The sequence below is a fragment of the Nonomuraea sp. IBHARD001 genome, from assembly GCF_056106265.1.
The window spans coordinates 232,979-247,764 of record NZ_JBWBBW010000001.1; the positions used below are offsets into that span (position 1 = coordinate 232,979).

Here is a 14,786-nt window from a genome sequence, read left to right on the forward strand (position 1 = left end):
GACAGCGGTGATCATGTAGCCGTGAAACTGGCACAATTCAGCACGTAATCGGCCAAGTCGAGTCCCTCAACTTGGCCGCCGGTGATATCCGGGGCGCCCTCACCACGCCGGGCGAGGCGGGGGGCGCTTCGGCGTGTCGAGGGAGATCTCATGCCGGTCAACTTCCTGTCCGAGGAACAACGCAGCCGATGGGGAGTCTTCAACGGCGTCCCCGACCCCGCCCAGCTGGGCGCCTTCTTCCACCTGGACGCCGTCGACCGGCGCGAGGCGATGGCCGCCAACGGCGCTCGCAACCAAATCGGCTACGCCCTCCAACTGGGAACCGTACGTTTTCTCGGCACCTTCCTCCTCGACCCGAGCGACGCGCCGGCCGTGGTCGTCGACTACGTCGCCGAGCAGCTTGGCCTGGATCCCGCCGACCTGAAGGGGTATGGGGAGAAGGAGGCGCGCTGGGATCACCAGAAGCTGATCCGCGAAGCGCACGGCTACACCCCGTTTGAGTTCGAGCAGTGGTTCGCCCTGGCCCGCTGGGTGTATCGGCGGACCTGGAACGGCGGCGAACGCCCGATCGTGCTGTTCGACCTGGCCACCCACCGCCTGGTGGAGGCCAAGATCCTGCTGCCCGGGGTCACCACCTTGGAGCGGATGATCGCCGGGCTGCGCGAACGCGCGGCGTTGCGCCAGTACCGGCTGCTGGCCGCCGCCCCCAGCCCCGGCCAGCGGCGCGCCCTGGAAGAGCTGGTCGTGGTGGAGGAGGGCCGGCGGGTCTCTAAACTGGACCGGCTGCGGCGCAGCCCCACCGACGTCAGCGGCGGCGGCGTGGCCAAGGCCGTCGACCGGCATCTGGACTTGCGCGCCCTGGGCGCCGCCACCTGGGATCTGTCGGCGATCCCGCCGGGCAAGATCGCCGCGCTGGCCCGCTTCGCGAACGCTGCCCGCGCCCAGGCCGTCGACGCCCTGGGCGGGGACCGCAAGCTGGCCACCCTGGTGGCCTTCGCCCAGGTGATGGACCCGGCCTCGGCCGATGAGGCGATCGAGGTGTTCGACCTGGTCGTCGGCGACCTGCTGCGCACCGCGGGGTTCAAGGCCAACAAGGAACGCATCCGCACGATCAAAGACCTCGACGGCGCCGCGATCATGCTGCGCGAGGTGTGGCTCAAGGTGTGTTCCGTCGCCCAGCATCCCGACGGCGACATCCGCGCCGCCCTGGAGGAGATGGACCTGGCCGCCGTCCACGCCGCCGCCGACGTCGTCGCCGAACTCGCCCGCGAACCGGACGAGCACCTGCACGAGGAGCTGACCGAGCGCTACGCCACCGTACGGCGCTTCCTGCCCAAACTGCTCAAGCACCTCGACTTCGACGCCGGCGCCGCCGCCGAGGCGCCCGGCCAAGGCGTACGGGCCGGTCACGAGGTGCTGGAGGCGATCGACTTCCTGCGCGCGATCGAACGCCGCCGCACCGACATCTCCCCCGAAGAAGTCCCGGCCGCCTTCCTCACCTCCGCCTGGCACCGGCGGGTCTTCCCCAAACGCGGTGAACTGGCCGGCACCTTCGACAAGCAGGCCTACACCCTGGCCACGGTGGAACGCCTGCGCGAATCACTGCGCCGCCACGAGGTGTTCGTGCCGGGCCTGCGCAAGTGGGGCGACCCCACCGCCGGGCTGCTGAGGGGCGACGCCTGGGATAAGGCCCGGCCGATCATCTGTGAGGAGCTGGGCCTGTCACCCGACCCCGAGCACGACGTGCAGCGCTGGGCCACCACCCTGGATCACGCCTACAAGCAGCTCGCCGCGGGCCTGTCGGGTGATGAGGACGGCCAAAACGACTGGGTGCGCCTGGAGAAGGACGAGGGCGGCAAGGACCGCCTGGTCCTGACCGGCCTGGAACGCCTGGACGAGCCCGCCACGCTGACCGCGCTGCGCGCCGACGTCGACGCCCGCATCCCCATCGTCGACCTGCCCGAGGCGCTGCTGGAAGTGCACGCCTGGACCGGCTGCCTGGACCACTTCACCCACGTCTCCGGCGACTCGCCGTCGCGCAAACAGGACATGATCACCTCGATCGCCGCCGTCCTGGTCGCGCAAAGCATGAACGTCGGGATGCGACCCATGGTCTCCGACGGTGATCCGGCGCTCGCCCTGGACCGGCTGTTCTGGGTGGAGCAGAACTATCTGAGGGCGGCCACCATCACCGCCGCCAACGCCGCCCTCGTCGACCACCACACCAAGCTGGAGCTGGTGCAAGCCTGGGGCGGCGGAGAATTGGCATCCGCCGACGGGCTGCGTTTCGTCGTCCCGGTGAAAACCATCAACGCCGGACCCAACACCAAATACTGGGGGAAGGGGAAGGGCGCCAAGGGCGTCACCTATTATAATTTCACCTCCGATCAATTCACCGGCTTCCACGGCATCGTCATTCCGGGTACGCCGAAGGACTGGTATTACATCCTGGAAGGATTGCTGGAGCAGGAGACGTCACTGAAGCCGACCGAAATCGCCTCCGACACCTCGGGCGCCTCCGAAATCGCTTTTGGTATCTTCCGACTGCTGGGCTGGCAGTTCTCCCCGCGCCTGGCCGACGTCGGCAGCGCCACCCTGTACCGCGCCGACCCAGCCGCCCACTACGGGCGCCTGGAGGGCCTGATCCGCAGCCGCGTCAACCTCGGCCTCATCCGCGACAACTGGGATGACCTGCTGCGCGTCGCCGCGTCCCTGTCCACTGGCGCGGTCAAGGCCAGTGAGCTGTTTCGCTACTTCGCCGGCGGCGGCACGCCCACCCCGATCGGCCGGGGCGCTGATGGAGCTGGGCAAGCTGGATCGCTCGACCTATCTGGCCTGCTATTTCGACGACGAACTCCTGCGCCGCCGCGTCAACACCCAGCTCAACCGCCAGGAATCGCGCCACACCCTGGCCCGCAAAATCTTCCACGGCCAAAAGGGTGAACTCCGGCAGAAATACAAAGAAGGCCAGGAAGATCAACTAGGCGCGTTGGGTTTCATGACCAATGTTTGCATTCTATGGAACACGGTCTATACGGCTCGCGCGCTGGATCAAATCCGTGCCGAGGGAAAGAAGATAGCAGCCGCCGACATCGCCCGGCTCTCCCCGCTGGGTTTTGAGCATTTCAATTTCCTAGGGCGCTATAACTTCGCCCTGCCGGAGATCATCAGGGGCGGCGCCCTGCGCCCGCTGCGCACGCCCCCGCCCGGCCAATAACCCCAGCTGAGCCCCGCCACCACTTCACTGCGGCGTGGAGGGCTGCGCCTCAGGCGGCACGAGCATCCGGCGGACCTGTTCATGGGAGACCCCGGCGTGCTTGCCGATCCGGCGCAGCCCCCACCCCTCGCTCTGTGCGTCCGCCATCGCAGCCGACATCGCCTGCGAGGTGACCTCATCCAGCATCGCCCGCAGCTCCGCCAGCCGCGCCAGCCGTACCGCGGGCGCCAGATCGACGATCTCCCCGCAGAACCGGGCAACATCCGACCGCAGGAACGCCACACCCTCAGAATCCGCCACGACGCAAGAGTGGCCTGGTCAGAGACCTAGTGTCAAATCATGTGACAGTAACCCCGGTTCGTCGTTCCACTAGTACTGGGACGCCCTCCTCCGACAGCCCGCGCCACCCCAGCCCGCTACAGCGTAGAGCGCTCACCCGTTCACCGGGCGTAAACCGGCCGAATGCGGTTCACACCCTCTGCGCACCCCCCTCAACGGACCACGGTAGCGCCGCCGGTCAGCCGGGCTCGGCGAAGGGCTGCTCGCAGGCTCCGCAGATGATCGGGCCCCGATCCCAGGCGGCAGGGGGTGACCTGCAGACACCGCGCGGGCGTGCACTCGCAGTCGACGGGGAAGCGGGTGCCGTTGCGTCCGCGCCCGGCGGGAGGCACGGCCGCCTCCCCTTCCTGCTCCCCCTCGCGGTCATCGTGGGTGCCGCCGAGCAGACCGGCATCGTCGCCGTCCCGGTCGTCCTGGCCCTCGGCTCCGGGGATGAGGGTGGCGGCACCGGTTCGGGGGGTGTCGGCGGTGGCGGGGGATGGGCGGGATCGGCAAGACCGCCCTAGCCCTGGTCGCCGCCCACCACGCCATGGGCGCGGGCTGGTTTGCGGGCGGGGTGTTCTTCGTCGACCTGCGCGGCTACACCCCCGACACGGGCGGGCGGGTGAGCTCGGCCGCTGCGGCGGGGCAGCTGTTGTCCTGCATGGGCAGGGCGCGCTCGGCCAGGCGATCGCCTAACTCGAACGCGCCCTGACCACCGAAGAACGCCTCCACGGAAACGACCACCCCAACACCCCGACCTCCCGCAACAACCTCGCCACCGCCTACCAAGAGGCGGTGTCGATTCCCGTAGTCGTCTGCGCTGATTCCCGAAGTCCTCTTCATTGATCTGACGCGCCTTGTTCTCCGTGCTTCGCGGTGAAGGGGCGCTTTTGGTTTCGGGGCGGCCGGGCCTCAGTGGGTACGACCCGGAGGGCCGAGGATGGCGGTGATCTCGGCGACGGCTTCGCCGCCGGGCCGGGTGTAGCGCATCGCGGTGCGTGGGTTCTTGTGCCGGGTCTTGGCCATGATGAGCTGAAGCGGCACCTTCTGTTCGCCGAGGTGGGTGGCGGCCGAGTGGCGGAGCTGGTGCGGGTCCAGGCCGAGGTGCTTGTCCATGAGCACGCGGACGCGGTCATAGCCCAGACGGGGCCTGCCTGTGTGCGGGCAGATGTGCCCGGACCTGGGACGGCGGGCCGGGACGGGCTTGCGGTCGGCGAGGAAGAGCGGTCCTCGCGTGCGGACGGCCCCATCGGGGTGGCCGTCGGGCAGGCGCAGGAGGCGGGGCAGCAGCCGGGCGGTGCCGGTGTCCCAGTACACCCATTCGACGTCGCCGCCCTTGGAGGTGAGCGGGGCGCGCCGGTTGTCGAGGTCGAGGTCTTCGACGTTGAGGGAGAGGATCTCGGCGGCGCGGGCGGCGGTCTCGTACAGCATCCGGTAGAGCGTCTTGTCGCGCAGCGGTATGTCGCGGCGTGACAGCAGTCGTTCCAGCTTGGTCCTGGCGACGGCCTTGGTGTGGTCGACGTTCTCTCGCCGCCTTTCGGCTTCGCCGGGGATGGACGGCGCGACCAGCTGTTTCTTCGTGGTGCACCAGGACAGCCAGGAGGAGACGGCGGCCCGGTTGCGGTTCCATGTCGCCGGCGCGCACTCGCCCCACAGTGTGGTGAGAGCGTGGCCGATCTCGTGGTCGGCGACGTCGGCCAAGGCGCGGTCGCGGACGCCGAGGGCGGCGATGGTCCGGTCGATGGCGGAGGCGTAGGCGCGGTGGGTGTTGGGGTTGGCGAGGCGGTGCGTGCCGAGGAATGCGTCGGCCGCCTCGGCGAGCGTGATCGCGGCTCCGCGGATCGCGGTGACCTTCGCGCCCGCCGCACTCATCGGCCACCGCCCGGCACGATGTACCGGATAACGTGCCGGAGTCGCGCATCGTCCGCTGGGACGTATCCCCAGCTCGGCCGTGATCGTTGGACGCTCATGTACGTGATAATAGTCCCTTATCACGTACATGAGCGAACACATGTGCTCCATAGATCAGGTGGTGACGGCGGGACCAGGCGGGAGTTGAACCGTCATGATCAGATTGCAGGTCTCGGTGCCCGCGCCGCTGTAGGTGTGCGGGGCGTCGCCGTTGAAGGTGGCGGTCTGTCCGGCTTCGATGACGTGTTCGCTGTCGCCGAGGGTCAGGGTCATCCGGCCGGAGGTGACACTGATGGTTTCCACGACTCCGGCCTGGTGGGCCTGGCTGGAGTATTCCTCGTCTGGTTCTAGTTGCCAGCGCCAGACCTCGACGGGGTTCGGGCCCGAGGTTGTCAGCATGAGCCGGGCCTGGCCGCCACGCTCTCCGGTCCACAGGGGTGCGACGGCATCGGCGGCGACGATGCGGACCTGGCCCTCGGATGCGCCCTGCATCAGTGCGGACACCGAGATGCCGAGGGTGTCGGCCAGCCGTACCAGGGTGGCCAGGTTGGGGTTGCCCTGGGCCTTTTCCAGGGCCACGAGCGCGCCCTTGCTGACCTGGGCGCGCCGGCCGAGCTCTTCCAGGGACAGGCCCGCACGGGTTCGGGCGGCCCTGACGTTCTGCGCGACCGTTCGCAGGGCCCCGGCCGTCTCGGCCATGAGATCACCGTCCTCACAATGTAGACATTTCAATGTACCGCGCGGTCGTTCGATTGGCATCATCCGGTCGTTCTGTTGTACTATTAGGTCATTGTAATGAATCGTCGAGGGGGTACCGTGATCGCACTGCTGCTGGCTCTGGGCAGCTCGCTCGCCTACGGGTGCGCCGACTTCCTTGGCGGACTGGGCGCCAGAAAGGCGCACGTACTGCGGACAGTGATGATCGCCGCGCCGGCCAGCCTCGCGGTCGAACTCCTGCTCTGGCCGGTGCTCGGCGCCTCTTTCAGCCCCGCCGTCCTGAGCTGGGGCGCCGCCTCGGGCGTCGCCTCCGCGCTTGCGTTCACGCTGCTCTACCGCACGCTGGCGATCGGTCCGATGAACGTCCTGTCGCCCATGACCGCGCTGGTGTCGGCCGTGCTGCCGGTCGGTGTGGGTTTGGCGCAGGGCGAGCACCTGTCCGCCGCAGGGCTGGTGGGCCTGCCGCTCGCCCTGGTGGCGGTGGTTCTGGTCAGTGCCGGACATGGCGCGGGCTCGGCCCGCCCGTCGCGCGGGGCGCTGCTCCTGGCCGTCGGGGCGGGCGCGGCCATCGCCCTGCAGCTGATCTTCCTGCACCAGGCGCCGTCCGACAGCGGGGTGGGGCCACTGATCATCGGCCGGGTGGTCTCCTCGGCCATCACTTTGGCCGCGGCGGGACTGATGCACCGCAAGCTTGGCCCCGAGCGGCCCGCCTACGCGCTGTCGGCCGCGGCGGGCGTGCTGGACTCGGTGGCGAACCTGCTGTTCCTGCTGGCCGCACGCGGCGGAGACCTCGCCGTCGTCGCCGTGATCACCGCCCTGTACCCGGCGGGCACGGTCCTGCTCGCCCGCGGAGTCCTCGCCGAACGCATCCACCGAGGCCAGCTCATCGGCCTGGGCACCGCCGCCGTGGCCGTCAGCTTGCTCGCCCTGACCTGATTGAACAGACCCGCCGCCGAGAACACCGCCGAGTACATCGAGCACAAGGAGAACCCGCATGTTCATCCAGCCCTGGGACGCCGGCCTGGACGAAGCCGAATGGCAGGACTGGCTCGCCGAAGGCCACGACTTCGGGCAGCTCAGCGTCAACGGCCTGCCCGGTCACCCGCCGGTCGTGGTGCCCACGCACTTCGTCAGCCACGCAGGCGACCTGCTGATCCACCTGGCCCGGCCCAACCCGGTCTGGGCGGCGATCGAGCACGACCCCGACGTCACCTTCACCGTGATCGGCGACTACGCCTTCGTCCCCGGCCCCTGGCGGGCCGCGCCCGACATCCCTGCCCGCGACGGGGTGCCCACCAGCTACTACACGGCCGTCCAATTCACCTGCCGCGCCCGCATCGTCGACGACCCCGAGGCCAAGGCCGAACTGCTGCGCCGCCAACTGGCCTACTTCCAGCCCGACGGTGACCACGCTGCCGTCGCCGTCGGCCAGCCGCCGTACGGCCGGATGCTGTCCGGGATCCGCGCTCTGCGCCTGGAGGTCGCCGGCGTGGTGGCCAAGTTCAAATACGACGATCACAAATCCGTCGAGCACCGCACCGCCGTCGCTGACCGGCTCACCGAGCGCGGCCACGGCCTGGATGCACCCGCCGCGCGGCAGCAGCGCCGCCGACTGGACCGCATCGGACCCTGGACGCGCTGACGCCCGACGCAGGCACGCCCACCCGCTGACACGAAAGGGACCTTGAGCCCATGACTGCCTTCCACCTCAGCCCCGCTGTCGCCGACGCCTTCCCCGACACCCTCATAGCCCTGGTCACCGCCACCGGCGTGCGCGGCCACCACCCCTGGCCCCAGACCGACGCCGCGCTGGAAGACCTGGAGAAGCGGCTGGCAGCCGGCACCTGGCAGCCCGCCGACGAGAGCGACCCCCGCATCCAGGCCTGGCACGCCGCCTACCGCTCCTTCGGCACCAACCCGCGCCGGATCCGCCCCAGCGTCGACGCGCTCGGCCGCCGCCTGGCCAAGAAGGGGGCGCTGCCCCGCATCAATGCGGCCGTCGACTCCTACAACCTCATCTCCGTACGGCACGGCCTGCCCGCCGGCGCCTTCGACCTGGACCATGTCACCGGCGACGTCGTCATCCGGCACGCGGACGGCACCGAATCCTTCAGCCCACTCGGCGAACCCGACACTGTAGAGCAACCCAAACCAGGCGAGATCATCTACGCCGACACCAGCGGTGTCCTGACCCGCCACTGGAACCACCGCGACGCCCACCGCACGCGCGTCACCGAGGACTCCACCCACGTCGCCTTCGTCCTGGAAACCCTCCGCGCCACCCACGACGGCCACCTGCTCAAGAGCGCGGCCGAGGAGCTGCAGGACCTGCTCGCCCCGCACACCGAACAGATCATCGTGCGCTATCTCAGCCCGGCCCAGCCCCAGGCCATCGCCATCGCCTGAGAGCGCCAGCGCCCGGCCATCGAAGGCGCCCTTCCCGAAGGAGCGACATGTCACACCCGAGCCCCCCACGCCCCCGGCCGGACAAGCACGATCCGTCGACACTCGCCTTCTCCAGCCAGGCCGTGCACAGCGGCAACCAGATGGACCTCGGCGCGGGAGCCATCCGGATGCCGATCGTCGCGGCCAACTCCTACGCCCTTCCCGAGGACCCCTACACCCTCGACCCCGACAACCCTGACCTGCTGGTGTACACCCGCGAGTCGGGGGCCAATCAGCTCGCGCTGCAGACCAAACTGGCCAGCCTCGAAGGCGGCCAGGACGCGGCCGTCTTAGCGTCCGGCATGGCCGCCGCCCATGCGGCCTTCTTCACCCACCTGCGCCCCGGCGACCACGTGATCGTCTCCGACGTCACCTACAGCGCCGTCTGGCGGCTGTGGGCCGAACTGCTCCCCGCGAAAATGGGGATCGAAGCGACATTCGTCGACATCGCAGATCTCAGCGCCGTCCAGGCCGCCTTCCGCCCCGCCACCCGGATGCTGCACACCGAGGTCATCGCCAACCCCACCGGCAAGGTCGCCGACATCGAGGCACTCGCCGACCTCGCCCACGCGGCCGGCGCCCTGCTCAGCGTGGACTCCACCTGCACCCCACCGCCCCTGTTCCACCCGCTCAGACACGGAGCCGACCTCGTGCTGCACTCGCTGAGCAAATACATCAACGGCCACGGCGACGCCATGGGCGGCGCGGTGATCGGATCCCGGGAACTCATCCGCCCGATCAAAACCGAGGCGATGATCAACGCGGGAGGCGTCATTGGGCCGTTCAACGCCTGGCTGATCTCCCGCGGGTCGGCCCAGCGCAGCGACGGCGTGGCGAACACATCCCGCACCTGCAGCGCCCGAAACAGCCCTTCCAGGACGCACACCACATACGCGTCACGATCGACCATCCCCACCGGCAGGTCGGGGTTGGCGAAGACCGGCCGTTTCCACGCCACGCTCACCAGCGAGGCGTCGATCTCCTTCGGCAGCAGGGGCTTGCGAGACACATGCCGGCGCGCCAGCTCCGGCAGCTTGCGCACCGCGGCCAGCACCTGGCGGCCACCCGCCGCGGCCCCCAGCGCCTTCGACTCGCCCAGCAACTTCAAGAACGGGCGGACGGTGTTGTACTTGTCCACCAGCGCGGCGCGCAGCGCCGCCTCCGCGGCCCCGTCGTCTTCCGGAACGAGCTCTTCGACCTGCTCCAGCGCTGCCAGCACCTGCTCCTTGCTCGCGCCCGCTTCCGCGGCGACCGCCGTCCACAACGCCGCCACATCCAGATCGGCGTCCACCTCGGCGACCAGATCCAGCTGCTCCACCAGCACCCGGCCCGCCCGAGACAACAGCTTGGAGGCCTTCTCCAGCTTCGGCAACATCGCCAGCCGCTCGCCCGTCGATTTGCGCCGCGCCGGCGAGATCAGCCTGGTGGCCATCAGCAGCGCGAACAAATCCAGGGCGTCGTCGATCGCCTCGGCCTCCAATGACCGGGCCACCGCGACCATGGTGGCCGTCTTACGCGGCTCGTGGAGTCTGGCCAGCAGCGGCGCCTTGGTGCCCGCCCCGTACTTGGCCAGCGTCTTCATCCGACGCACCGGCACCTCGTCCACCCGCACCCGCCCCAACCGGAACGCCGCGATGTCGTCCACCCGCTTGAGCGCCTTGGCCATCTCCGTGCCCGACTGCCGCTTGGGGGCCTGCCGCAGCCGCTCCAGCTCCGAGATCCGCGCCCCCTCGGGAACTACCAGCAGGCCCGACAATGCCTGCGGCAACCCCACATCGGCGCGCTCCGCCTGACGAGCCACCGTCGCATACAGGCGCTCATCCGCCCGCTCGCGCACCGTGCCGACCAGCCGCTCCAGCACCGTCACCCCCGGCAGCAGCACCCGATGCCGGCGCAGCCACGCCACCGACTGATCGAACAACGCCGACGGCCCTTCCGCATGCGTCCACGCCCGGCCGTGCAGAAACGTCCGGAACCGCTTCGCCAGCACCCGCGCCTGCCACGACTCCCGATCGTCGAAGTCGTGGTAGCCGTAGGTATCCCGGATCATCCACGCGTGCTCATAGGCCGTCTTGGGCCGCTCGCCGTACCGTTTCACCTGCGACGGGTCCCCGATGCCCAACTGTGCGGCCAGGTAGTCCACCACCGGCCATGGCACCTCAAGGGGATCGGCCAGGAACAGGCCCTTGTGCCGGACCGTCCCGATCTGGACGGCTACGCCGAGGCGATGCGAATCCTGGCGCGACCGGGCGATCACTTCCCGGTCGAAGGCGTCCAGGAAGAAGAACTTCTCCAGGTCCGGCAGCGACGGCATCTCACCGAAAGTCGCATACGCCGACCGCTGCTCATCAGACAGAAATTCCGCAGGCATGACCGACGACCGTAGACCTAGCGCCCAGTAACAACCGGAAACACCCCACAAGTCCAGAGCTTGAACGGAAATGATCAACCGCAGGACGACCTGCCGAAGCGTCCAGCTAAGTTACTCGCGGGTACCGCCAACGGCTGTCCGCAGGTTCCTCAACCCCGACCCTGCCCCCGTATCGGGCACGTCCGCGGTCCCCGCGGGGCGCCGCTGGCATCGGCTGACCGTGCAGAGATGGTTCGTGCTGGTGCTGGGGGTGCTGGCGGTGGTGGTGCTCGGGTGCGCCGGGCTCGGTGCCTCCCAGTTGTCGCGTACCGCGCGGGTGTCGGATCACCTGATGGATCGCATGTCGCCGACGCGGATCGAGCTCGCCCAGTTGCAGGTGTCGTTGATCGATCAGGAGACCGGGGTACGTGGCTATCTGCTGAGCGGAGAGCGGCGCTTCCTCGACCCATATGCCTCCGGTCAAGCCGCCGAGAAATCCTCGGCTGAGCGCCTTGTCGCCCTGGTCGGCGACCAGCGGCAGCAGATGGCCGGCCTGAAGGCGATACGCGAGGCCGCCGCCGCCTGGCGGCTCTCCTATGCCGAGCCGCTGATCGCCGCCCAACAGAGCGGCCGTGCCGTGCCGGAGGCGCAACTGGCGGCCAGCAAACAGTCCTTCGACCGCATCCGGGCGCTGTTCGTCGTGGAGAGCGACTACTTCGCCCAGGCCCGTAAGCAGGCCCGTGACCAACTGGGCGCCGCCCAGGCGCTGACCAACCGGGTGTTCGCCGCGATGCTGGCGGTATTCCTGCTGGCCGGGGCAAGCTTGGCTATTCTGCTGCACCGCACCGTCGGCCGCCCGCTGGCCGCGCTGCGCCAGGCCTCGCGCCAGGTCGCCGACGGCCACTACACGCACCGCATCAACGCCCGCGGCCCGGCTGATGTGCAGGAGGTCGTGCGCCATGTGGAGGTCATGCGCGAGCGTATCGTCACCGAGCTGGAGACGGCCCGGGACCAGCAGGAGGAGCTGCGCCGCTCCAACGCCGAGCTGGAGCAGTTCGCCTATGTCGTCTCCCACGACCTGCAAGAGCCGTTGCGCAAGGTCGCCACCTTCTGCCAGCTCATCGACAAACGCTACGGCGACCAGCTGGACGAGCGCGGTGGGCAGTACATCGCCTTCGCCGTCGACGGCGCCACACGCATGCAGGTTCTCATCAACGACCTGCTTACTTTCTCCCGCGTCGGTCGCCTGCACGATAAGCGCGAGCGGGTGTCCCTGCCCGTGGTGGTCGGTAAGGCGAGCACCAACCTGGCCGCCTCCATCGAAGACAACGGTGCCCGCATCGAATGTCCCCAGGACCTGCCCGAGGTGCAGGGCGACGCCACGCTCCTGGTCACGTTGTGGCAAAATCTGATCGGCAACGCCGTCAAGTTCCACCAGCCTGGGCGCAACCCGCTGATCCGCATCAGCTGCAAACCGGGGAACGAGGCCGGTTTTTGGCGGTTGTGCGTCACCGACAACGGCATCGGCATCCCCGCGGAGTTCGCCGACAAGGTTTTCGTCATCTTCCAGCGCCTGCACACCCGCGACGCTTGCACCGGCACCGGCATCGGCCTGGCCCTGTGCAAGAAGATCGTGGAATACCATGGCGGCCGCATCTGGCTGGACAGCGCCTATACCGACGGTGCCCGCGTCTGCTTCACCCTGCCCGCCCCCGCTGCCGACGGCACCCCGGCCAAGCCCGACTCCCGCAGAGACGATCGCGTCCCCCACACGGAAGGAACCCCCGCATGAGCGCACCCGTCCAGCCCGCCGAAGTACTTCTCGTCGAAGACGACCCGGGTGACGAACTCATCACCCGGGAGGCGTTCACTGAAAACAAGATCGGAAACACCCTGCACGTCGTGCGTGATGGGCTGGAAGCCCTGGACTTTCTCCTACGACGCGGCGCGCACATTCAGGCGCCGCGCCCGGATCTGATTCTGCTGGATTTGAACCTGCCCAAGTACGACGGCCGCCAAGTCCTGGAACACATTAAGTCCGATCCCGGCCTGGCCACCATCCCCGTCGTGGTTCTAACCACCTCCTCGGCCGAGGAAGACATTCTGCGCAGCTACAAGCTGCACGCCAACGCCTATGTCACCAAACCCGTCGACCTGGGCCAGTTCATGGCCGCCATCCGCCAGATCGACGACTTCTTCATTACGTTCGTCAAACGCCCCACCTGCCGGTGACAGGTCCCCACCTCATCCAGCGGCGTCAACGCGCGGGCAGTCGGCGGGCCACTCGGCACGGGGCGGGTGTAGAGCTCGCGTGCACAACCAGGGGCAGCTAGGGGACGACGCTGGATCGCGATGTCCAGCGCCGGTGGCCGGTTCGGCGTTGCGGACCAGGACGTCCTGCGGATGGCCGACCGGGTGCGAGGCGCCCCCGGACATCGCCGGCGCCTTGGCCGTCGCGGCCTGCCGAGCTGGTTACGCCGCCCAATTCACCACCCTCGCTGGCATGGTCACCAACCGCCGCCGACACCGCAGGAAATCTGAACCGCCCCCGGCGCCTACCTATGGCCAGGCGTCTTGGTGATCGACGAAGGGCTACTACATCCTGCAACGCGGCGGCACCGCAGGCCACCCACGCCCGTCCGCATCAGAGCGGCCAGGGACGCCGAGCCGGGCCCGCCGGGTTCCTGGCCGTACGTGTTGCCGCTCAGGCCCCGCTGCGGGTGGGGCGGGCTTCAGGGGCCAGACATCGGGCTGTTCTTCAACGGTCCTGTGGTTGGCGAGCTAATCGCGGGATCCTTCCAGCAAACGTGTTGCCTGTGCGGTCCGCTGGTACAACACGCAGCGCCCGTCTCTGACCTTGGTGACAAGGTGTGCGCGGTGCAGTGCGCTGAGGTGGTAAGAGACGGTGCCCGGGGTGTATCCGATCCGGGTGGCGAGTTCTGCGGTTGACCGGGCGGTTTCGAGGTCGGCCAGCAGGGCCGCTCGGGCGTTGCCGATCACGTGCGCGATCCCCCCGGACTTACGGTCCAGGCCAGCTCCGACACGCTGGGCGGGGTAGTAGAGGACGAACTGATCGGGGGTATCGACCTGGATGATGACGTCTGGCCAGTTGAGCACACCGGGGGCGAGAACCAGGTCCCGGCCGGTGACATCGATTTCGCCATCCCATGACGTGGCGAGGGTAACCGCGTCGCCACCCCAATCGATGTCAGGGTGGAGTGCTCCGAGCGCTTGGCCGACGCCATGGGCGGCGATGGTCGTCGCGCGATGGGCGATGTCCTGATCCATGATCGAGCACAGTTCGGGCCAGCCGTCCGAGAGAGTATCCCGCCAGAATCGGGCGAAACCGTTGGCGAGACGTCGCTGCATCCGCCCCGACTCTGCTATCCGACGGGTCGTGGCCCGCAGTGGTCTGCTCCAGTGGGTCCGAGTGTAGGTGAAGAGCTGGGTTTCGAGGTCGTCCTGCGCTGTGGCCTCGATCTGCGCGATCTGCTCGTCGAGCAGGCCACGACGCTGCGCGTCCGCTCCTGGCTGCGGGGTGAGCAGGTCGGGCGTGTAGGTGTCGCCGTTCTGCGGCAACAGGTCCGCGAGCAGTGCGACATCCGGATGGGTAAGAGACGCGCGGGCGAGTGGTCCGGGATCTCCGAACACCGGGTGCCGTCTCGACGCGGCGGTGAGTTTCAGCCACGCCATGGACTCCGACGCCGGGGAGGGCGACAACCGTGTCCTGGACACCGTGTCGGCGTCTACACGTAGCGTGAGCACACCCGACGGTAACAGTTGTCGCGGTGGATTTGAACTGGCTCGAATGCTTTGCGGCGCAGG

The 14,786-nt window shown here is 68.7% G+C and carries 12 protein-coding genes and 2 pseudogenes; 9 read left to right on the top strand and 5 right to left on the bottom strand.

What is annotated here, in order from left to right; all coding sequences use genetic code 11:
- Positions 1–150 precede the first annotated feature (150 nt).
- Together ACTWNK_RS00935 and ACTWNK_RS00940 are read left to right on the top strand one after the other, a co-directional pair.
- Positions 151–2,772: pseudogene (locus ACTWNK_RS00935) on the top strand (Tn3 family transposase); the annotation flags it as partial.
- A 25-nt stretch (positions 2,773–2,797) separates the two neighbouring features.
- Positions 2,798–3,217, top strand: coding sequence for a Tn3 family transposase (locus ACTWNK_RS00940; protein WP_474301556.1), 420 nt, complete (start codon positions 2,798–2,800; stop codon positions 3,215–3,217).
- A 24-nt stretch (positions 3,218–3,241) separates the two neighbouring features.
- Here ACTWNK_RS00940 and ACTWNK_RS00945 read toward each other — a convergent pair whose 3' ends face one another.
- Entirely contained in the window at positions 3,242–3,517 is a 276-nt protein-coding gene (locus ACTWNK_RS00945; RefSeq protein ID WP_474301557.1) for a hypothetical protein, read from the bottom strand.
- A 517-nt stretch (positions 3,518–4,034) separates the two neighbouring features.
- Between ACTWNK_RS00945 and ACTWNK_RS00950 the strand changes: the two genes are divergently transcribed.
- On the top strand, positions 4,035–4,250 hold the full coding sequence (locus ACTWNK_RS00950; protein ID WP_474301558.1) for a hypothetical protein: 216 nt from the start codon (positions 4,035–4,037) through the stop codon (positions 4,248–4,250).
- A gap of 200 nt (positions 4,251–4,450) precedes the next feature.
- Here the strand turns inward: ACTWNK_RS00950 and ACTWNK_RS00955 are convergent, their stop codons facing one another.
- A complete protein-coding gene (locus tag ACTWNK_RS00955; protein WP_474301559.1) occupies positions 4,451–5,410 on the bottom strand; it encodes a tyrosine-type recombinase/integrase in 960 nt (319 codons plus the stop codon).
- Positions 5,411–5,563: 153 nt separating this feature from the next.
- Complete coding sequence (locus tag ACTWNK_RS00960) at positions 5,564–6,148, bottom strand: helix-turn-helix domain-containing protein (protein ID WP_474301560.1); 585 nt, start codon at positions 6,146–6,148, stop codon at positions 5,564–5,566.
- A 117-nt stretch (positions 6,149–6,265) separates the two neighbouring features.
- On the opposite strand from ACTWNK_RS00960, the gene ACTWNK_RS00965 reads away from it, so the two are divergent.
- The 4 genes from ACTWNK_RS00965 (at position 6,266) to ACTWNK_RS00980 (ending at position 10,404) form a co-directional block, all read left to right on the top strand.
- Entirely contained in the window at positions 6,266–7,102 is an 837-nt protein-coding gene (locus tag ACTWNK_RS00965) for an EamA family transporter (RefSeq protein WP_474301561.1), read from the top strand.
- A 58-nt stretch (positions 7,103–7,160) separates the two neighbouring features.
- Complete coding sequence (locus tag ACTWNK_RS00970) at positions 7,161–7,808, top strand: FMN-binding negative transcriptional regulator (protein ID WP_474301562.1); 648 nt, start codon at positions 7,161–7,163, stop codon at positions 7,806–7,808.
- Between the two features lie 50 nt (positions 7,809–7,858).
- Positions 7,859–8,572 carry a B3/B4 domain-containing protein gene (locus ACTWNK_RS00975; RefSeq protein WP_474301563.1) on the top strand — a complete coding sequence of 238 codons (714 nt, stop codon included), beginning with the start codon at positions 7,859–7,861 and terminating at the stop codon, positions 8,570–8,572.
- 167 nt (positions 8,573–8,739) lie between these two features.
- Positions 8,740–10,404: an aminotransferase class V-fold PLP-dependent enzyme gene (locus ACTWNK_RS00980; RefSeq protein ID WP_474301754.1), complete on the top strand. Its 1,665-nt coding sequence runs from the start codon at positions 8,740–8,742 to the stop codon at positions 10,402–10,404.
- A 56-nt stretch (positions 10,405–10,460) separates the two neighbouring features.
- Here the strand turns inward: ACTWNK_RS00980 and ACTWNK_RS00985 are convergent.
- A pseudogene (locus tag ACTWNK_RS00985) lies at positions 10,461–10,982 on the bottom strand (DUF4158 domain-containing protein); the annotation flags it as partial.
- A gap of 235 nt (positions 10,983–11,217) precedes the next feature.
- Here ACTWNK_RS00985 and ACTWNK_RS00990 point away from each other — a divergent pair.
- Positions 11,218–12,753 carry a sensor histidine kinase gene (locus ACTWNK_RS00990; protein ID WP_474301564.1) on the top strand — a complete coding sequence of 512 codons (1,536 nt, stop codon included), beginning with the start codon at positions 11,218–11,220 and terminating at the stop codon, positions 12,751–12,753.
- The gene (locus tag ACTWNK_RS00995; RefSeq protein ID WP_474301565.1) at positions 12,750–13,193 is read left to right on the top strand and encodes a response regulator; all 444 of its coding nucleotides are present in this window, start codon (positions 12,750–12,752) and stop codon (positions 13,191–13,193) included. The genes ACTWNK_RS00990 and ACTWNK_RS00995 overlap by 4 nt, the downstream gene beginning before the upstream one ends.
- Positions 13,194–13,742: 549 nt before the next feature.
- Here ACTWNK_RS00995 and ACTWNK_RS01000 read toward each other — a convergent pair.
- Complete coding sequence (locus ACTWNK_RS01000) at positions 13,743–14,654, bottom strand: helix-turn-helix domain-containing protein (protein ID WP_474301566.1); 912 nt, start codon at positions 14,652–14,654, stop codon at positions 13,743–13,745.
- Between the last annotated feature and the right edge of the window lie 132 nt (positions 14,655–14,786).